The sequence below is a fragment of the Burkholderia sp. BCC0398 genome (genome assembly GCF_902833245.1).
Taxonomy (GTDB): Bacteria; Pseudomonadota; Gammaproteobacteria; order Burkholderiales; family Burkholderiaceae; genus Burkholderia; species Burkholderia sola.
Genome location: NZ_CADFEM010000006.1, coordinates 416,345 through 436,735 on the forward strand (window position 1 = coordinate 416,345; position 20,391 = coordinate 436,735).

At 68.2% G+C, this 20,391-nt stretch carries 14 protein-coding genes; 3 read left to right on the forward strand and 11 right to left on the reverse strand.

The annotated features are described in order from the left end of the window. Positions 1-34: 34 nt before the first annotated feature. The 4 genes from HWX76_RS16345 to glnA form a co-directional block, all read right to left on the reverse strand. Complete coding sequence (locus HWX76_RS16345; RefSeq protein ID WP_176016039.1) at positions 35-2,143, reverse strand: prolyl oligopeptidase family serine peptidase; 2,109 nt, start codon at positions 2,141-2,143, stop codon at positions 35-37. Positions 2,144-2,235: 92 nt separating this feature from the next. After that, the gene (gene ntrC, locus HWX76_RS16350) at positions 2,236-3,750 is read right to left on the reverse strand and encodes a nitrogen regulation protein NR(I) (RefSeq protein WP_050013021.1); all 1,515 of its coding nucleotides are present in this window, start codon (positions 3,748-3,750) and stop codon (positions 2,236-2,238) included. Between the two features lie 37 nt (positions 3,751-3,787). Beyond that, positions 3,788-4,930, reverse strand: coding sequence for a nitrogen regulation protein NR(II) (gene glnL / locus HWX76_RS16355; protein WP_006478366.1), 1,143 nt, complete (start codon positions 4,928-4,930; stop codon positions 3,788-3,790). A 160-nt stretch (positions 4,931-5,090) separates the two neighbouring features. Further along, positions 5,091-6,506 carry a type I glutamate--ammonia ligase gene (gene glnA, locus HWX76_RS16360; protein ID WP_017331833.1) on the reverse strand — a complete coding sequence of 472 codons (1,416 nt, stop codon included), beginning with the start codon at positions 6,504-6,506 and terminating at the stop codon, positions 5,091-5,093. 403 nt (positions 6,507-6,909) lie between these two features. Here glnA and HWX76_RS16365 point away from each other — a divergent pair, with 403 nt between their 5' ends. Further along, positions 6,910-7,374 (forward strand): rhodanese-like domain-containing protein, encoded by a 465-nt coding sequence (locus tag HWX76_RS16365; RefSeq protein ID WP_050013022.1) that lies wholly within the window; start codon positions 6,910-6,912, stop codon positions 7,372-7,374. Between the two features lie 122 nt (positions 7,375-7,496). On the opposite strand, the gene HWX76_RS16370 is transcribed toward HWX76_RS16365, so the two are convergent. The 5 genes from HWX76_RS16370 to hrpA form a co-directional block, all read right to left on the reverse strand. Then, entirely contained in the window at positions 7,497-8,312 is an 816-nt protein-coding gene (locus HWX76_RS16370; protein ID WP_050013023.1) for a molybdopterin-binding protein, read from the reverse strand. Then, positions 8,309-9,136 carry an EI24 domain-containing protein gene (locus HWX76_RS16375; protein WP_050013024.1) on the reverse strand — a complete coding sequence of 276 codons (828 nt, stop codon included), beginning with the start codon at positions 9,134-9,136 and terminating at the stop codon, positions 8,309-8,311. The genes HWX76_RS16370 and HWX76_RS16375 overlap by 4 nt, the downstream gene beginning before the upstream one ends. A gap of 132 nt (positions 9,137-9,268) precedes the next feature. After that, entirely contained in the window at positions 9,269-10,243 is a 975-nt protein-coding gene (locus HWX76_RS16380) for a sterol desaturase family protein (RefSeq protein WP_124651465.1), read from the reverse strand. A 16-nt stretch (positions 10,244-10,259) separates the two neighbouring features. Next, positions 10,260-11,249, reverse strand: a complete 990-nt coding sequence (locus HWX76_RS16385) for a beta-propeller fold lactonase family protein (protein ID WP_089488603.1) — start codon at positions 11,247-11,249, stop codon at positions 10,260-10,262. A gap of 179 nt (positions 11,250-11,428) precedes the next feature. After that, positions 11,429-15,634, reverse strand: coding sequence for an ATP-dependent RNA helicase HrpA (gene hrpA, locus HWX76_RS16390; protein WP_176016040.1), 4,206 nt, complete (start codon positions 15,632-15,634; stop codon positions 11,429-11,431). Between the two features lie 23 nt (positions 15,635-15,657). Between hrpA and argA the strand changes: the two genes are divergently transcribed. Together argA and HWX76_RS16400 are read left to right on the forward strand one after the other, a co-directional pair. Further along, positions 15,658-17,037 (forward strand): amino-acid N-acetyltransferase, encoded by a 1,380-nt coding sequence (gene argA, locus HWX76_RS16395; protein WP_050013028.1) that lies wholly within the window; start codon positions 15,658-15,660, stop codon positions 17,035-17,037. 51 nt (positions 17,038-17,088) lie between these two features. Then, positions 17,089-17,364 (forward strand): oxidative damage protection protein, encoded by a 276-nt coding sequence (locus HWX76_RS16400; protein ID WP_006478357.1) that lies wholly within the window; start codon positions 17,089-17,091, stop codon positions 17,362-17,364. Between the two features lie 215 nt (positions 17,365-17,579). Here the strand turns inward: HWX76_RS16400 and HWX76_RS16405 are convergent, their stop codons facing one another. Beyond that, positions 17,580-18,992, reverse strand: coding sequence for an MFS transporter (locus tag HWX76_RS16405; protein ID WP_050013029.1), 1,413 nt, complete (start codon positions 18,990-18,992; stop codon positions 17,580-17,582). Positions 18,993-19,160: 168 nt separating this feature from the next. Further along, complete coding sequence (locus tag HWX76_RS16410) at positions 19,161-20,387, reverse strand: CoA transferase (protein WP_089488668.1); 1,227 nt, start codon at positions 20,385-20,387, stop codon at positions 19,161-19,163. Positions 20,388-20,391: the final 4 nt, after the last annotated feature.

Here is a 20,391-nt window from a genome sequence, read left to right on the forward strand (position 1 = left end):
CGCCGATAACAGGCCCCAGGCCGCCCGCGCGCGATCAGCGCCGCGCGGGCGCCGGCCCGAGATGGGCCCACAGAAAGCCGAATTCGGCTGCGTCGGCTTCCGCGCGTTCGAGGTCGTCGGCGCTGCCGTGGCCGCCGTCGGTGTTCTCCCAGTACCACACCCGTTCGTGACCGAGCGCCTGCATGCGTGCGGCCATCTTGCGCGCATGCGCGGGATGCACGCGGTCGTCGCGCGTCGACGTCGTCAGCAACAACGGCGGATATGCGACGCCTTCGCGCACGCGGTGATATGGCGAATACGCGGCCAGCGCCGCGCCTTCGCGCGGATCGTCCGGGTCGCCGTATTCGTCGAGCCATGCGGCGCCCGCGTGCAGCTTCGGATAGTGCTGCATGTCGAGCAGCGGCACGCGGCACAGCACTGCGCCGAACAGCTCCGGACGCTGCATCATGCACGCGGCGACCAGCAGCCCGCCGTTGCTGCCGCCCTCGATTCCGAGTTGCGCGGCGGTCGTCACGCCGGTCGCGGCCAAGTCCTCGGCGACCGCGATGAAATCGTCGAACGAACGCTGCCGATGTTCGCGCTGCGCGTCGACGTGCCAGCGCGGCCCGAATTCGCCGCCGCCGCGGATGTGCGCAAACGCCATCACGCCGCCGCGTTCGAGCCAGCCGATGCCGAACGCATCGCTGTAGCCCGGCAGGTTCGGAATCGCGAAGCCGCCGTAGCCTGACAGCAGGCACGGCCGCGCGACACGCGCCCTGCCTTCCGGTGCATCGAGGGCATCGCGCGGACCGATCAACGTGTACGGCACCACCGTGCCGTCGCGCGAACGCGCGCTCGCGCGGCGGACGACGAGCCCGGCCGCATCGAACTGCACCGGCGGCCGGTCGAGCAGCACGCGGCGCGACGGCGCATCGTCCGCGCGATCGGCAAGATCGGCCAGCCAGCATTCGGGCGGATCGAGATAGGTGTCGACGTCGACGTACACCTCGTCGTTCAGCGTCGACTCGACGGGTTCGACGTCGATCTGCGCGTCGCCCGGCCAGTCGAACGGCCGCGCGTCCCACGTCCATGACCCGTCTTCTGCTTGCTTCGGCTGCCACAGCATCGTGCGGTTGTGCACGTCGTCGAGCCAGCTCGCGATCAGCGTCGTGCGCGTGTGCGTCCACGTACAGGCGGACGTCGTCGGGCGCGGCGCGAACAACGTCGTGAATTCGCGCGCACCGGCGAGGAACGCCTGCTCGCGAATCGCGAGCAGCGAGCCGCCCGCGTGGCGCACGCCGTTGCAGTCCCAGTCGAGGCGCGGCTCCAGCACGAGCCAGCCTTCCCAGAACCCGACCTCGACATGCGTCGGCACGTCGTAGCGCGCCCACTCGCCTGCGTCGGTCAGCCGGTACGCGTGCGCGTCGAAGAAGTCGACGCTGCGCCACGCGACGTGGCGGCGGTCGATCGGGTCGTACCATGCGCCGGCGCTGATGTCGTCCGGCTCGCCGCTGAACACGACGGGCGCATCGGCGAGCGCGGTGCCGCGTACCCAGCGCCGCGCTTCATACGGATAACCGGCCGCGGTCGCATGCGCTTCGCCGCGATCCCAGCTCACGTACACGGTGTCGCGGTCGATCCAGCCGACCGTGTGATGGCCCGGCGCGTCGATCGTGAACCCGCCGTCGACGAACCGCCGCTCGACGAGATCGAATTCGCGCACGACGACCGCGTCGGCGCCGCCCGGCGACAGCGACAGCAGCACGCGATCGCCGTCCGGATACAGGATCGCGTCCTGCTCGAACACCCACGATTCGCCCTCTTCGGCGCCGAGCGCGTCGACGTCGAGCAGCGTTTCCCACGCCGGCTGGCCGGCCCGCCAGTCGGCCCAGCGCGTGCGGCGCCACAGTCCCTTTGGATGGAGATCGTCCTGCCACAGGTCGTATGCCCAGTCGCGCCAGCGGGTCGGAATCACCGGGCGTTCGCGCGGCAGATACGCTTTCGCGAGACGCGCGGTCAACGCACGATATTCATCGTCGTCGCGCAGCACGGCGCGCGTGCGCGCATTCTGCTCGTCGACCCACGTGCGGGCGCGCTTGCTGTCGAGTGCTTCGAGGAAACGGAACGGGTCGGCCCCGGCGGGCCAGCGGAAGGAGTCGGACATGGAGGATCGGCGGGATGGCAAACGGCGTGCAAACCGCGATTATGTCCGATCGCGGCATGCGCGGGCCCGCGCATGCCGCGAATCGTGCTCGGTCAGGGCTCCAGATGGAGTTCCTGGATCTTGCGCGTGATCGTGTTGCGGCCGATGCCGAGCCGCTCCGCGGCTTCGACCTTGCGGCCGCGCGTGAAGTCGAGCGCCTCGCGGATCACGGCCGCCTCGAAGCGGCGTGCGAGTTCGTCCATCACGTCGGCCGAGTTCTCGCGCAACAGCCGCGCGACTTCAGTGCGCAGCCCGTGCTCCCACAGCGGGTAGCCGGTCGGCGCGCTGCCGTTCGCCGCGCTCGCGACCGGCGCGGCCGTCGGCGCTGCACCGATCGCGGCAGGCGCCGCCGTCGCGTGGCTGCTGCTACCGTGCACGTCCGCGCCGTCGCCCGTCGCGACGACCGGCGCACCGGCCGGCACGAGGTCGGGCGGCAGGTCCTTGATCTCGACCGTCTGCGCGGGCGCCATCACGGTCAGCCAGTTCGCGAGATTCTCGAGCTGCCGCACGTTGCCGGGAAACGGCAGCGACGTCAGGTACGCGAGCGCGTCGTCGGACACGCGCTTCGGCTCGACGCCGAGATCGCGCGCGCTCTTCTGCAGGAAGTGGCGCGTGAGCAGCGCGATGTCCTCGCTGCGTTCGCGCAGCGGCGGCAGACGCAGCCGGATCACGTTGAGCCGGTGGTAAAGGTCCTCGCGGAACAGCCCCTGCCGCACGCGCGACTCGAGATTCTGGTGCGTCGCCGCGATCACGCGTACGTTCGCGCGCAGCGGGTTGTGACCGCCTACGCGATAGAACTGCCCGTCCGACAACACGCGCAACAGGCGCGTCTGCAGGTCGAACGGCATGTCGCCGATTTCATCGAGGAACAGCGTGCCGTTCTCGGCCTGCTCGAAGCGGCCCTGCCGCGTCGTCTGCGCGCCGGTGAACGCGCCGCGCTCATGGCCGAACAGTTCGGATTCGAGCAGATCCTTCGGAATCGCCGCCGTGTTCAGCGCGATGAACGGCCCGTTCGCGCGCGGGCTGTGACGGTGCAGCGCCCGCGCGACGAGCTCCTTGCCGGTGCCCGACTCGCCGGTGATCAGCACGGTCGCGGCCGAATGCGACAGCCGGCCGATCGCGCGGAACATGTCCTGCATTGCGGGCGCCTGGCCGAGCATCTCGGGCGCCTCGGCCACGCGCTCGTCCTGCGGCGCGCCGCCGCGCAGGCTTTCTTCCACCGCGCGACGGATCAGCTCGACCGCCTTGTCGACGTCGAACGGCTTCGCGAGATATTCGAACGCGCCGCCCTGGAACGCGGCGACGGCGCTGTCGAGATCGGAGAACGCCGTCATGATGATGACGGGCAGGCCCGGCAGCCGCTCGTGCATCGCCTGCAGCAATTCGAGGCCCGAGCCGCCCGGCATCCGGATGTCGGACACGAGCACCTGCGGCGTCTCGTGGTCGAGCGCGGCCAGCGCGTCGCGCACGTTCGCGAAGCTCTTCGTCGCGAAGCTGTCCCGGGCGAGTGCCTTTTCAAGCACCCAGCGGATCGATTGGTCGTCGTCTACTATCCAGATCGGCTTCATAGGTCGGTCAGGTATGGGTGAATCGCAATGCCGCCGCTCAATGGTCGAGCGGCAGCAGAATCTGAAATTCGGTACGTCCGGGCCGGCTTTCGACCTCGATCATCCCGTCGTGCTGCTGGACAAACGTCTGCGCGAGCGTGAGGCCGAGGCCGCTGCCGTCGTCGCGTCCGGACACGAGCGGGTAGAAGATCCGGTCGCGGATCTCCTCCGGAATGCCGGGCCCGTTATCGACCACGTGCAAGTCCAGTGCCAGCTTGTACAGGCGCTTCGCGATCGTGATCTTGCGCGCGATGCGCGTGCGCAGCTCGATCTTCGCGTCGCCCTGCGCGATCCGTTCGCGCAGCGCCTGCGCGGCGTTGCGCACGATGTTCAGCAGCGCCTGGATCAACTGCTCCTTGTCGCCGCGCAGGTCCGGCACGCTCACGTCGTAATCGCGCTCGATCGTGAGCCCGCGCGGGAATTCCGCGAGCATCACCGCGCGTACGCGTTCGCATACTTCATGGATGTTCACGTCGCCGACGATGTGCGGATGCCGGTGCGGCTCCAGCAACCGGTCGACGAGCGTCTGCAGGCGGTCGGACTCCTTGATGATCACCTGCGTGTATTCGCGCAATTCGCCGCGCTCGCGCTCGCCCAGTTCGAATTCGAGCAGCTGGGCTGCGCCGCGAATGCCGCCGAGCGGATTCTTGATCTCGTGCGCGAGATTGCGGATCAGTTGCTTGTTGACCGCGGTCAGGTCGTGGATGCGCTCTTCCCGATCGGTGCGCGACTGACGTTCGTTCTCGAACAGTTCGACGAGCACGAAATCGGGCGCGCTCTCGAGGAAGCCGACGATCGCATGCACGTGCAGCGGTTCGCGGCCGGGCCGATCGAGCACGGTATCGAGGTGCGTCGCGTGAAAGCGTTCCTGGCCGATCGCGGTGATCGTCGACGCGAGCTCGTTCGCGTTCGGGAAAATCTCGCCCCACGGCCGCTGCGCGAGCTGCCGCCGCGAGATGTCGAGCATTGCCTCCGCGGACGGGTTCGCGAACGCGACCCGCAGCGTCTTGCGGTCGAGCACGATCACGACCGTCGGCAGCGCTTCGAGCCCCGCCAGCAGACCCGAGCGCGCGAGCCGCTCGTCGTCCGTCAGTCGTTCGGGCTGCCCCGTTTTCGCCTTGATCAGATTCTTCAGAACCATCTGCGTGCTTGTCGCGCCTCACCGGGCAGAAAATGAAAATCGGCGGAACAAAAAAGGGACGGCCGGACGCCGTCCCCTTTCAGACTCCGCCGTCCCCGCCGCCAGCCGCGCGACGGGAACGAACCGGCATGACGGCGCTGAATCGAAGCGCCATCGCCGATTAGAGCGAGTAGTACATCTCGAACTCGATCGGGTGCGTCGTCATGCGGAACTTCGCCAGCTCCTGCTCCTTCAGCGCGAGGTACGCGTCGATCATGCCGTCCGTGAACACGCCGCCACGGGTCAGGAACTCGCGATCCTTGTCGAGCGCTTCGAGTGCCTGGTCGAGGCCCGCGCAGACGGTCGGGATCTTTGCATCCTCTTCCGGCGGCAGGTCGTACAGGTTCTTGTCCGCGGCTTCGCCGGGATGGATCTTGTTCTGGATCCCGTCGAGGCCGGCCATCATCAGTGCCGTGAAGCACAGGTACGGGTTCGCCATCGGATCCGGGAAGCGCGTTTCGATACGGCGGCCCTTCGGGTTCGACACGTGCGGAATGCGGATCGATGCCGAACGGTTGCGTGCCGAGTAAGCGAGCTTGACCGGTGCCTCGAAGTGCGGGACCAGACGCTTGTACGAGTTCGTCGTCGGGTTCGTGATCGCGTTCAGTGCACGGGCGTGCTTGATGATGCCGCCGATGTAGAACAGCGCCAGTTCCGACAGGCCGGCGTAGCCGTTGCCCGCGAACAGGTTCTGGCCGTCCTTCCAGATCGACTGGTGAACGTGCATGCCCGAACCGTTGTCGCCGACGACCGGCTTCGGCATGAACGTCGCCGTCTTGCCGTACGAGTGCGCGACGTTATGGATGATGTACTTCGACCATTGCGTCCAGTCGGCGCGCTGAACCAGCGTCGAGAACTTCGTGCCGATTTCGTTCTGGCCCTGGCCCGCCACTTCGTGGTGGTGCACTTCGACCGGGATGCCGAGCTGTTCGAGCAGCAGGCACATTTCCGAACGCATGTCCTGGAACGTGTCGACCGGCGCGACCGGGAAGTAGCCGCCCTTCGTGCCCGGACGGTGGCCCGTGTTGCCGCCTTCGAATTCCTTGCCTGCCGACCACGGCGCTTCTTCCGAGTTGATCTTCACGAAGCAGCCCGACATGTCCGTGTTCCACTGGACCGAGTCGAAAATGAAGAATTCCGGTTCCGGACCGAAGTACGCCGTATCGCCGATACCCGTGCTCTTCAGGTACGCTTCGCCGCGCTTCGCGAGCGAACGCGGATCGCGCTCGTAGCCCTTGCCGTCGGCCGGCTCGACCACGTCGCAGGTCAGCACGAGGGTCGACTCTTCATAGAACGGGTCGACGAAGGCAGCGCTCGGATCCGGCATGAGCAGCATGTCCGACGCCTCGATGCCCTTCCAGCCCGCGATCGACGAACCGTCGAATGCATGGCCGCTTTCGAACTTGTCTTCGTCAAACGCCGAAACCGGCACCGACACGTGCTGTTCCTTGCCGCGCGTATCCGTGAAGCGGAAATCGACAAACTTGACGTCCTCGTCCTTCACGAGCTGCATGACGTCGGCGACGGTTTTACTCATAACCTCTTCTCCTGATTGAACAATTCCGGCGGACTGGGAAACCGCCTCGTTTATCGAGCTGACCGGGGTCTTGCTTTGGCGCAGCGCGCCCCGATTCGACCGAATTCTATATAGCAGCTTCCGTGCCAACCATCGCAAAACCGACGCGAATCACGCCGGCCCGCGCCGCAGCGGGGCTGCGCTGCGCGATTCCGGGGCCGGGCGCCGCACCGGCGATGGCGACGTCGCACCGATATGGTGCAATCGATCGGACACATCCGCACAACGCGATCATTCTGGTGCACGCCGTCCATTCTGCACCGTTTTGGTGAGCGCGTGTCCGGCGCGCGCCGTGCCGCATCCGGACGTTCGTGCAGCGACGTCGCGCTAGAATGGCCGTTTGACCGATACGGAGACCCCTGCCATGAGTACGCTGGACCAGCTTTACGCGAAGGCCGACGAACGCCGCGCACAAGGCGCGCTCAACTATGCCGGCGCGCTGCTGCCGGTCGAGGCATTCGAACTGCTGCAGCTCGATCCATCCGCGCGCCTCGTCGACGTGCGCACGCGCGCCGAGCTCGACTGGATCGGCCGCCCGCTCGTCGGCGACGGCCAGTACCTGCACGTCGAATGGACGCGCTACCCGGGCGGCGTGCCGAACGCCGAATTCGTCAACGAACTGAAGGCGGCCCTCCCGGCCGATACGCCGATCCTGTTCCTGTGCCGCAGCGCCGCGCGCTCGAAGCTCGCGGCGGTCGCGTCCGCGCAGGCCGGCTTCACGAAGGCGTTCGACCTGCTCGAAGGCTTCGAAGGCGCGAAGGACGCCGAAGGCCACCGCAAGACGGTCGACGGCTGGTGCTTCCGCAAACTGCCGTGGATCGGCGCCTGACGGCGCGCCGCGCCCGCCGGTTGCGACAGCCTCATCGTCGAGCCGGGCGATGACATGCCGATGACGGGCCGCGTTGCGCGGCCCGTTGCTTTTGGTGCGGCCGGGTTGTTGCAGGCCGCCGCTCAGGCGCGCGGCGTGTCGGGCTCGACGACGTCGCCGCCGAGCAGGTGCACGCCTTCGCGCAGCTTCACGAACGCGGCCGCGACCGCTTCCGGCTCGCCCTTCACGCCGAGATCGATGTGACGGCGCGCATAGATGCCGCCGCGCTCCGCGTCGCCGACGCTCGGCAGGCTGAACACGCGCACGCCCGGGAAATCGCGCTCGATCTTCTCCATCAGCGGCGTCAGCGTCGATTCCGGCAGCTCGAACACGTACAGCGAGCGCTCGGCATGCGGCGTCGCGTGATGCAGATGCGCGTACTTCGTATCGAGCACCCATTCGATCATCGGCCATGCCATCACCGGGAAGCCCGGCACGAAGTGAAGATCGCCGACCGAGAAGCCCGGAATCCGGTTATAGCCGTTCGGGATGATCGTCGCGCCGGCCGGGAACACGCCCATGTTGAAGCGATGCTGGTTCTCCGGCGACTCGAAGTCGACCGGCGTGGCAGGATCGGTGTGCGTTTCGCGGATCCGTTCCGAAATCAACGCCTTCGCGTCCGGATGCAGCTCGAGCGGCACGCCGAGCGCGGCGGCCGCGCACTGGCGCGTATGGTCGTCCGGCGTCGCGCCGATCCCGCCCGTCGAGAACACGATGTCGCCCGACGCGATCGCACGCGCGAGCGTCGCGGTGATGCGCGCGGGATCGTCGCCGACGTATTCGGCCCAGTCGAGCGCGAGGCCGCGCGCGCCCAGCAGTTCGATGACCTTCGCCAGATGCTTGTCCTGCCGGCGGCCCGAAAGGATTTCGTCGCCGATGATGATGATGCCGATGCTCATGCCTGCCCCATGTCGATTGCGGTGGCGCGCGCACTCGCGCGCAGGTCTTCCAGCGCGCGCAGGCAGTAGTGCCCGAACCACAGCGCCGAGAAGACGAGGATGAAAGCGTAAACCCAGATCATGGCGGCCGCGACGAACGGGAACAGCACCATCATCCAGACCGACGAGACCCACACGAAGGTCGGCACGGTGCCGAGCAGCCCGGTCGCGACGCCGATGCCGATCAGCGGCCAGCGATGCCGGCGCACGAGCGCGCGGCGCTCGTCGCGGCTCGCGTGCAGCGCGAGCGCGTCGTAGGTCATCACGCGGTACGTGAGCCAGCCCCAGATCACCGGCGGCAGCAGCGCGAAGAACGGCGGAATCAGCCACAGCGGGATCGTGACGACGAGCAGCACGACGCCGACGATCGCCGCGCCGAGCGAATTGACCACGCTGCCGAGGAAGGTGCCGCCCCGCTTCGGCTCGAGCGCCGCGAACTGCCGGTTCGACAGGTGCTTGATCACGACCGGCATCGAGATCGTCGCGATCAGCAGCAGCACGGTCAGCACGATCAGCGGGATCGCGAGCGACACGACCACGAACGGCGCGACGACCGCATGCAGCTGCGACATGCCGATCGCATCGAACGCGCGATACAGCGCGGCCGTCAGCACGAAACCGTCGAGCGCGCCGCGCGCGAGATCCAGCAGCGTCTGCCACGAGAACCACAGCACGACGCCCCACAGCAGCGCCGACACGACGAACGGCATCAGGGTGAGCCACAGCATGCGCGGATGCAGCGCGCTGGCGAGCGCCCGGACGAAGGAACGCAGCAGGTCGTTCATGCGAGCCTATGAAATCTGGATTGACGGAGAAAAACGGGGAAAGCATAAACCACGCGGCCCGCGTGCGCCAAAGCGCAGGCGGGCCGCGTGGGAAAGTCGTTCACCGGGAGAAAGGCCCGATCGGGATGGGGATCAGGCCGACGCCGCGCCGCGCTTCGCGGGGAACAGGCGCCGGAAGATCCGCACGAACGCGAGGCCGTGCTGCGACCAGAAGCCGTCGCCGTAGGACACGCCGTCCACCTGCTCGCGGATGCCGGTCGGCTCGACCGTGCGGTTCCACGACGCGGTGCCGAACATCATGTCCCACCACGGGAACAGCACGCCGAAGTTGCAGCCGTACTTGGTGCCTTCGTGGCCGTAGCCGACCGCATGGTGGCGGCGGTGGAAGATCGGGCTGACGAGCAGGCGCTCGCCGATGCGGCCGTACGACAGCCGCGCATTCGTATGCTGGATGCTCTGCAGGAAGTTCGTGACCGCGGTCAGCACGACGAACTGCGACGGCGTCACGCCGATCACCAGCGCGATCGCCGCGAAGAAGCACGACTGGAGCACGTCGTCGAGCAAGTGATTGCGGTCGTCGCACCACAGCGACATCTGCCGCTGGCTGTGATGAACCGCGTGCAGCTCCCACCAGATGCCGAACTTGTGCTGCCAGCGGTGATACCAGTAGCCGGCGAAATCGAGCACGACGAGGTAGATCGCGAACGCGACGATCGGCTGCGAGGTCACGCCCGGCCACAGATAGTCGAGGTTCACGTTCGCGACGCCGTGCAGGCGCAGCCACGCCTGGAGGTTGTCGAACACCGGCTGCAGCGCGAAGAAGAAGAACAGCGTGTAGATGCCGAGCTTCGAGATCGCGGTGTAGATCACGTCGACCCGCACCGCGCGGCGGTTCTTCCAGCGCTCGACCGGCAACAGCGCCTCGAGCGGGCGCAGCAGCGCGAACATCAGCACCATCTGCAGCGCGCCGACGATCACCCAGTACAGCGCATCGTAGGTGTCCTCGTCGTAGTCCATCAGGTTGAACTTGAAGAGGAGCGGCTGCACGACGTCGACGTACAGCCAGGTCTGGATGTCCGACACGAACGCATCGATCAGGTGCAGCATCGTTCGCCTCCGCCCGTCACGCGCCGTTCGCCGCCTTCCACGGCGCGCGGTCGTAGAAGTAGATGCCGTGCGGCGAGCGGCCGACGGCGATCGTCTGCACCAGCTTGCGCGAGGCCAGATCGATGATCCCGACCTTCTTCGCGAAACGGAACGTCACCCACAGCGTCTTCTTGTCGGCGGACAGCTCCATGTCATCGGGGCCCGGCAGCAGGCCGGTGATGTCGCCGACCTTGGTGAGCGTGATCTCGTCGATGATGCTGATCGTGTTCGCGACGCGGTTCGTGATCGCGACGTGCGTGCCGTCGGCGAGCGAGCGGAAGTTGTGCGCGCCCTTGCCCGTCTGGATCGTCTTCACGATCTTCTGATTGCGCCAGTCGACGACCGCGACGTAATCGGCGCCCGTCATGCCGACCAGCAGGTATTTGTCGTCCGGCGTCATCCACAGGCCCGCCGGCACCTTGCCGACCGGCATCTTCCACTTGACCGTCTGCGTCGCGAGGTCGACCGCCGCGATCTCGCCGGACACCTGCAGCGACACGAGCACGGTCTTGCTGTCCTTCGTGAACGCGAGGTGGCTCGGCATCACCGCGAGCGGCAAGCGCTTCACGAGATGCAGGTCGCGGCCGTCGTAGCTGTAGATGTCGAGCCGGTCGAGGCGCAGCCCGGTCGACACGAACCACTTCTTGTCGGGCGAAAAGCCAAGCTGGTAAGGATCCTCGATGCCTTCGACCGTGCGCTGCAGCTTGCCGGTCTTCGGATCGACGAACATCAGGCTGTTCGAGACCGAATTTGCGACGATCAGCGACGAATTGTCGGGCGTCGCCATCAGATGGTGCGGCTCCTTCCCGGTCGGCATCGTGGATACGACCTCGCGGGACTGCTGGTCGATCAGGGAAAGCGTCGCTTCGGCCGAATTGAGGACGATCACGTTATTCGCGTGTGCGGCGGGCGCCAGCACGGCGGCGGCCAGCGCAAGCGTGCGGCCGAAGGAAAGGAAAGTGCGCATGAAGACTCACGTCGTGGAACAGCGGTCATTGTAGAACGTTCGGCGGGCCCCTCCGGTTGACCCATGCCGGTATTGCGCCGCTTTTGCGCCGCCTGTGCGTCACCTCGCCGCACGCCGCGGCGGCGGGACGAGCCGCCGCGGCCGGCGTCGCGGTGCAGGCCCGGCCAACCGACGTCGCGCTAGCGCTGCATCGACTCCCAGACCTTGTGCAGACGCTTGACAGAGACCGGCATCGGCGTGCGCAGTTCCTGCGCGAACAGCGAAATCCGCAGTTCCTCGAGCAGCCAGCGGAATTCCGCGAGCCGCGCATCGGCGACGCCGCCACGCTGAGACACCGCGCGCTGGTACTGCTGGGCCAGGGGCAGCAGGTCGGCCGACTGCTTCGCGTCGCGCGCCGGATCGGCCTTCAGCTTGTCGATCCGCAGCGCGATGCCCTTCAGGTAGCGCGGGAAATGCGCAAGCTGCGCGTAAGGCGTGTCGATCACGAAGCGCTTGCCGACCAGCGCGGCCAGTTGCTGCTGCAGGTCCGCATGGGCCTGCGCGAACGGCTTCGCCTGCGCGAGCTTCTTCACGAGCCCCGCGTATTCGGCCAGGATCTGTCCGACGAGCCGCGCGATTTCCTGCGCGAGCAGGTTCAGGCGGCTGCGGCCCTCGTCACGGCGCGCGTGGAAGCTCGCGTCGTCGTCGGGCAGCGGGTCCTGCAGGCATGCGCGGTCGAGCGCCGTGTCGATCAGCTGGTCGCGCAGTTCGTCCTGCGTGCCGAGCGACATGTACTGCATCGCCATCTCGCGCAGGCCCGGCAGGTTCTTTTCCAGGAACTTGATCGGCTCCTTCAGCTGCAGCGCGAACAGCCGCCGCAAGCCGGCCCGGTGGATGCGCGCGGCCTCCTCCGGCGAATCGAACACCTCGACGTCGCAATGCGTGCCGCGGTCGACGAGCGCCGGATAGCCGTACAGCGTCTGGCCGCGCCGGCGGATTTCCAGCAGCTCGGGCAGCTTGCCGAAATTCCACGTCGTCAGGTTCTCGTATAGCGCGGTCGCGCCGGTTTCGGCCGGGGCGGCCGTCTGCGGCGCCGCGCCCTTGCCCGGCTTGCCGCCTCGCGCCGCCGAACCCGGCGGGGCGGCAGGCGCGGCCGTGTCGCCTGCGTCGCCCGCGCCCGCGTCGCCGCCGGTCGCGATCGTCGACGCCGCCGCGATCTTCTGGAACTGCTGTTGCGCCTGCGCGCCCAGCTCCTGGCGAAGCTGCGCGAGATTGCGCCCCATCGCGAGCTGGCGGCCGTGCTCGTCGATCACCTTGAAATTCATGAACAGGTGCGCGGGCAGCGTCTCGAGCTTGAAGTCGGCCGTTTTCATCGCGACCTGCGTCTCGCCGCGCACGTCGGCGATCAGCGCCTCGACGAGGCCGCCCGCGCCGAAGCGCTCGCGCCCCATCCGCTCGACGAAACCGGCCGCGTACTCGGGCAGCGGCACGCAGTGCCGGCGCAGCTTCTGCGGCAGCGACTTCAGCAGCAACTGCACCTTTTCCTTCAGCATCCCGGGCACGAGCCACTCGCAGCGGCGCGCGTCGACCTGGTTCAGCGCGTAGAGCGGCACCGCGAGCGTCACGCCGTCGCGCGGCGTGCCGGGCTCGAAGTGGTACGTGAGCGCCATCTCGACGCCGGCCATCGTCGCGCGCTTCGGGAACAGGTCGGTCGTCACGCCGGCCGCCTCGTGACGCATCAGGTCGTCGCGCGACAGGTACAGCAGCCGCTGCTTGTCGTCGGGCTGGCCGCCCTTCTTCACTTCGTCGCGATACCAGCGCTCGAACGCGGCACCCGTATGGATGCCTTCCGGGATCGCGTGGTCGTAGTACGCGTAGATCAGCTCGTCGTCGACCAGCACGTCCTGGCGGCGCGACTTGTGCTCGAGCTGCTCGATGTCGGCGAGCAGCTTGCGGTTGTGCGCGAAGAACGGCAGCTTCGTGTCGAATTCGCCTTCGACCAGCGCGCCGCGGATGAACAGCTCGCGTGCGCGCGCCGGGTCCTGCTTGCCGAACGCGACGCGCCGCCGGTGGTAGATCGGCAGCCCGTACAGCGTCGCGCGCTCGAACGCGCTGACCTGCGCCGGACGCTTCTCCCAGTGCGGCTCCGACAGCGATTTCTTCAGCAGGTGCGCGCCGATCTTCTCGACCCACTCCGGCTCGATCTTCGCGAGGCAGCGCGCGTACAGCCGGCTCGTCTCGACGAGCTCGGCCGCCATCACCCAGCGGCCGGCCTTCTTCGCGAGCGCGGAGCCTGGCCACAGGTAGAACTTGATGCCGCGCGCGCCGAGGTAATGCGGATCGTCGTCGGCCTTCATCCCGAGGTTGCCGAGCAGGCCCGTCAACAGGGCCAGATGAATCTGCTCGTACGTGGCTTCGGCTTCGTTGAGCCGCCAGCCGTGCTCGCGCACCACCGTCAGCAGCTGCGAATGGACGTCGCGCCACTCGCGCAGCCGCAGGTGCGACAGGAAGTTCTGCCGGCACGCGTCGATCAGCTGGCGATTCGACTTCTTGTGCGCGACGGCCTCTTCGAACCACGCCCAGATCTTCAGCCACTGCAGGAATTCGGAGCGCTCGTCCGCGAACCGGCGATGCGCCTGGTCGGCCTGCTCCTGCGCTTCGATCGGGCGGTCGCGCGGGTCCTGCACGGACAGCGCGCTCGCGATGATCAGCACCTCGCGCAACGACTGCTGGTCGCGCGCGGCGAGAATCATCCGGCCGACGCGCGGGTCGAGCGGCAGCCGCGCGAGCTCGCGGCCGAGCGGCGTCAGCGCGTTGTCGTCGTCGACCGCGCCGAGCTCGTTGAGCAACTGATAACCGTCCGCGATCGCGCGGCCGGGCGGCGGTTCGAGGAACGGGAACGATTCGATCGCGGTCAGGTGCAGCGACTTCATCCGCAGGATCACCGACGCGAGCGACGAGCGCAGGATTTCCGGATCGGTGAAGCGCGCACGCGCCTGATAGTCGCTTTCCTCGTACAAGCGGATGCACACGCCGTCGGCCACGCGGCCGCAGCGGCCCGCGCGCTGGTTCGCGGCGGCCTGCGAGATCGACTCGACCTGCAACTGCTCGACCTTGTTCCGGTACGAATAGCGCTTCACGCGTGCAAGGCCGGTATCGACCACGTAGCGGATGCCCGGCACCGTCAGCGAGGTTTCGGCCACGTTGGTCGCGAGCACGATCCGGCGCGCGTTCGACGCCTTGAACACCTTGTCCTGGTCGGCCGCCGACAGCCGCGCGAACAGCGGCAGGATCTCGGTGTGCGGCGGATGGTGCTTGCGCAGCGCCTCGGCCGCCTCGCGAATCTCGCGCTCGCCGGGCAGGAACACCAGCACGTCGCCGGGGCCTTCGCGGCACAGCTCGTCGACCGCGTCGACGATCGCGTCCATCAGGTCGCGTTCGGCTTCGCGTGCGGTCTTCACGCGGTCGCGGCCGCCCGTGCCTTCGGCGTTCTTGACGGCCGGGCGATCCTCGGCCACCGGCCGGTAGCGCATCTCGACCGGGTACAGCCGCCCGCTCACCTCGATCACGGGCGCCGGACGTTCGTCGGTGCCGAAATGGCGCGCGAAGCGATCGGCGTCGATCGTCGCGGACGTGACGATCAGCTTCAGGTCCGGCCGCCGGGGCAGGATCTCCTTCAGATAGCCGAGCAGGAAGTCGATGTTCAGGCTGCGCTCGTGCGCCTCGTCGATGATCAGCGTGTCGTACGCTTTCAGCAGCGGATCGGTCTGCGTCTCGGCGAGCAGGATGCCGTCCGTCATCAGCTTCACGGACGCGCCCGGCGCGAGATTGTCGGTGAAGCGCACCTTGTAGCCGACCACCTCGCCGAACGGCGTGCCGAGTTCCTCGGCGATGCGGCGGCCGGTCGACGACGCGGCCAGGCGCCGCGGCTGCGTATGGCCGATCAGGCCGGTGCCGCCGGCGCCGAGGCCGCGGCCGAGATCGAGACAGATCTTCGGCAACTGCGTGGTCTTGCCCGAGCCGGTTTCGCCGCAGACGATGACGACCTGATGACCGGCGATCGCGCGCGCGATTTCGTCGCGCTTGCCCGACACGGGCAGGCTTTCGGGGTAGGTGATCGGCGGGACGGGGTTCGGCGGGACTGCCGCGCGCGCCGCACGCTCGCGGCGCGGGGCGCGCTCGCCGGTTGCCTGCGGCGCGCCCTTCGCGGCCGGCTGGCGCGCGTCGCCGCGCCGTTCGTCATGGCGCGGCCCGCGCGGCGCGGGTGCCGGCTTGCCCGCCGGCTTGTCCTGCTGCTGGCGCGGCGGCTGGCCCTGCTGCTCGCGCGCATCGGCCGCACCATCCGGGTGCTTCGCCGACGGCGTATTGGCCCGCGTCGGCGCGGGACTTTTAGAAACATTCGACATGGGGGCGCATTATAATCCCGCCCATGAATTCCCAAACCGACCTCCCTCCCGCCCAGACCGGCGCCGCGACGCCGCCGGCCGCCGACGATTCGGCCGCCAGCCACGCGCAGTTCGTCGACTGGATGCGCTCCGTCGCGCCCTATATCCACAAGTTCCGCAACAGCACGTTCGTCGTGGGGTTCGGCGGCGAGGTGGTGCAGCAGGGGCTGCTGAATGCGCTCGTGTCCGACATCGCGCTGCTGCAGGCGATGGGCATTCAGATCGTGCTGGTGCACGGCTCCCGCCCGCAGGTCGAGGAGCAGTTGAGCCTGCACGGTGTCGAATCCGAGTTTTCGCACGGGCTGCGCATCACCGATGCGCGCGCGCTCGAATCGGCGAAGGAAGCGGCCGGCGAAGTGCGCCTCGACATCGAGGCCGCGATCAGCCAGGGTCTGCCGAACTCGCCGATGGCGCACGCGCACATCAGCGTCGTGTCGGGCAACTTCGTGACCGCGCGGCCGGTGGGGATTCTCGACGGGGTCGATTTCGCGCACACGGGCATCGTGCGCAAGATCGACGCCGAATCGATCCGTCATTCGCTCGCGAGCCGCAAGCTCGTGCTGCTGTCGCCGCTCGGTTTCTCGCCGACCGGCGAGGCGTTCAACCTGTCGATGGAAGACGTCGCGTCGGCGGCCGCGATCGCGCTGCGCGCCGACAAGATCATCTTCCTGACCGAAGGGCCCGGCATCGTCGGCGACGAAGGCGAGCTGGTGCGTGAAATGTCGCTCGACGCGGCGGCCGAGCTGCTCGATTCCGGCAACATCCAGGGCGACGACGCATTCTTCCTCAAGCATTCGATCCGTGCATGCCGCGGCGGCGTGACCCGCGCGCACCTGATCCCGCAATCGCTCGACGGCAGCATGCTGCTCGAACTGTTCCTGCACGACGGCGTCGGCACGATGATCTCGTACGAGAACCTCGAGAGCCTGCGCGAGGCGACGCCGGACGACGTCGGCGGCATCCTGTCGCTGATCGAGCCGCTCGAGTCGGACGGCACGCTGGTGCGGCGCGGCCGCCACCAGATCGAACGCGACATCGACCACTTCTCGGTGATCGAGCACGATGGCGTGCTGTTCGGCTGCGCGGCGCTGTACCCGTACCAGCAGGAGAAGATCGGCGAGATGGCGTGCCTGACGGTCGCGCCGGAAGCGCAAGGCTCGGGCGACGGCGAACGTCTGCTCAAGCGCATCGAGCAGCGCGCCCGCGCGCGCGGCCTCACGCACATCTTCGTGCTCACGACGCGCACCGAGCACTGGTTCCTCAAGCGCGGTTTCGTCAAGGTCAGCGTCGATGACCTGCCGGAAGACCGCCGCAAACTCTATAACTGGCAGCGCAAGTCGCTCGTGCTGATGAAGCAGCTCTGAGCGCAGGCACGACTGCCCTTCCCCCCAGACCGATTACAGGAGAAGTACACGATGGCTCGAATGATCCAATGCGCGAAGCTCGGCAAGGAAGCCGAAGGCCTCGATTTCCCGCCGCTGCCGGGCGAACTCGGCAAGCGCATTTACGAGAGCGTCTCGAAGGAAGCGTGGCAAGGCTGGCTCAAGCAGCAGACGATGCTGATCAACGAAAACCGCCTGAACATGGCCGACCCGCGCGCACGCCAGTACCTGATGAAGCAGACGGAGAAGTACTTCTTCGGCGACGGCGCGGACCAGGCGTCCGGCTACGTGCCGCCGACGGAAGGCTAAAGCAACGCGACTCGCGACGGCCGCGCCGTACCGGCGGCGTCGCGACGTGAAGCCGATGTCCAGGCAAACGGCACCGTGTATCGCACGGTGCCGTTTGCTTTTGGGAATGCGTGGTCCGGCGCCAGCGAAGGCAACGCGACGCGCGGCCCGCCGGGCGCCCGATGCCGCGGAATCGCCGAATCGCCACCTCGCCGCATCGCACCGGCCTGCCCCGCTCAACCTGCCGGCTTCAACGTGCCGCGATCGTCGGGTTGCGCGGCTTCGCCTGCGAGGCTTCCCGCCCCCGTACTCTCGGTGCCCCACTCGGCCGCATCGCTGCGCTCGGCGCTCGACAGTTCGTCGGCGCGATACCCGGTGCGATCGAGCAGCGCCAGCATGCACGCGAGCGACACGAGCGCATAGAGCCCCGACGCGACCGCGACGCCGACGATGCTGCCGGTCGCGTTGAGGATCGCCTGCGCGAGCACCGGCGTGCCGCCGCCGACGACCAGCGCGCTCAACTGATACGCAAGCGACAGGCCCGTATAGCGGATGTTGGCCGGGAACACGCGCGCGAGCACGCCGCCGACCGCGCCGTAGAACATCGCCGACGGAATCGTCGAAATGCACATGCCCGCGACGGCGACCCAGTACGAACGCGTCGCGAGCGCATGGAACATCACCGGCATCAGCACGATCTCGGGAATCAGGATCCAGCACATCGCGCGCCGCATGTCGACTTTCGACACGAACCACGCGCCGACCGGCTGCATGAGGAATTGCACGACGAGCGAGATCGACAGGATGCCGAGGAACGTGCCCTGCGCGTAACCGAGCTCCCTGGTCGCCCACGACAGCGCGAACGTGCTGCGGAAATACGTGACGTTGATCACCGGCAGCGTGCCGGCCGCGAGCAGCACGACGACCCAGTGGTCGCGCACGACGTCGCGCAGCGGCAGCTTCACCGTGCGCTTGCGCGCGAGCACGCGCTGCATGTCGATCGACTCCTCGAGCCGCAGCCGGATCACCATCCCGATGATCACGAGCACCGCCGACAGCAGGAACGGAATGCGCCAGCCCCACATCAGGAACGACGGCGTCGGCAGCGCGCTCAGCGCGAAGAACGCGGCCGTGGCCAGCAGGTTGCCGGTGGGCGAGCCCTGCTGCGCGAACGCCGCATACAGGATGCTGCGATGCTTCGGCGCATTCTCGCTCGCGATCAGCACCGCGCCGCCCCACTCGCCGCCGACCGCGATGCCCTGCAGCACGCGCAGCACGACGAGGCCCGCGGGCGCCCATACGCCGATCGACGCATAGCCGGGCAGCAGGCCGATGCCGGTCGTCGCGAGCCCCATCATCACCAGCGTGATCACGAGCGCGGTCTTGCGGCCGACGCGATCGCCGAGATGGCCGAACACGATCCCGCCGAGCGGCCGCGCGGCAAAGCCGGCCCAGAACGTGACGAACGCGAGCAGCGTCGCGACGCCGGGGTCCATCGTGCTCGAAAAGAACACCTTGCCGAACACGAGCGCGGCGGCCGTGCCGTAGATGTAGAAGTCGTACCACTCGATCGTGGTGCCGACGAACGCCGCGAGGGCGGCGCGGCCGGGCCGCGGCTGTGCGGCGGGCGGGGATTGCGGACGGCTCATCGATGTCTCCATGTTTGTTCGGCTGCGCGACTGTCGCGCGCGTTGCCGGGCGGCCGGCGTTGCGCCGCCGGCTGGCGGGATTGCGCTACGTTGCGTTGCCCCGGGGTTGCCGTCGATGTTGCGATCGGTCGGTTCGGGACGACTCTCATCTGCAGGGGCCCTCGCCCGTCACGTCTCGTCCGGCGCGACCTTCAGCACGCCGGCATGGAGCAGTTGCTGCTGGAGCGCGCGATCGATGCCGAGACGGTCGAGCACCGCGCGCGTGTCGCGGCCGAGCGCGGGTGGCGCCGACCGGTAGATGGCCGGCGTGCGCGACAGCTTCACCGGCGACGCAGTGCCGCGATACGCGCCGATCTCGACGAACAGCTCGCGGTGCAGCGCATGGGGATCGCGCGCGACGTCGGCCACCGTGCGCACCGGCCCGCATGGCACGCCGGCCGCCATCAGGTCGCGCGCGAGCGGCTCGCACGCGTGCGCGGCGAGCCGCGCTTCCAGTTCGACCTTCAACTGCGGCCGGTGCGCGCAGCGGCTGCGGTTATCGACGAAGCGCGGGTCGCTGGCGAGCGCCGGCGCCCCGAGATGCGCGACGAGCCGCGCGAACTGCCGGTCGTTGCCCACCGCGAGGAAAATCGGCACGGTCGCCGTGCGGTAGCTGTCGTACGGTGCGATGTTCGGATGCGCGTTGCCGCTGCGTTCCGGCACGCGGCCCGACCCGAAGAAATTCGGCAGGTGCGGATGCAGCAGCGACACGCCGCAGTCGTACAGCGCCACGTCGATCGACTGGCCGCGCCCGCTCTTTTCGCGCTCCGCGAGCGCCAGCAGGATGCCGGCGAGCGCGTTCAGCCCCGTGACCATGTCGACGATCGGCAAGCCGATGCGTGTCGCGGCGCCGTCGCGCTCGCCGTTCACGCTCATCAGCCCGGCCATCGCCTGGATCACCGCGTCGTAGCCCGGCAGGCCGCCGAGCGGGCCGTCGTCGCCGAAGCCCGTCACCGCGCAATGGATCAGCCGCGGGAAGCGCGGCTGCAGGTCGCGTGCGTAATCCATCCCCCAGCGCGCGAGCGTCCCGGGCTTGAAGTTCTCGACGAGCACGTCGGCGTCTTCGAGCAGGCGCCACAGGATCGCGCGCCCTTCGTCGTGCGACAGGTCGAGCGCGAGCCCCTCCTTGTTGCGGTTCACGCCCATGAAGTACCAGGCCGTGTCGCCGAGGAACGGCGGCCCCCAGCCGCGCGTCTCGTCGCCGTCGGGCGGCTCGATCTTGATCACCGTCGCGCCGTGGTCGGCGAGCGCCTGCGTGCAGTACGGGCCGCCCAGCACGCGGCTCAGGTCGACGACCTTCAGGCCGTCCAGTGCGCCGCGCGTGGTGTTCGGCGTCGCCGCCTGTGTCGCTGTCATCGTG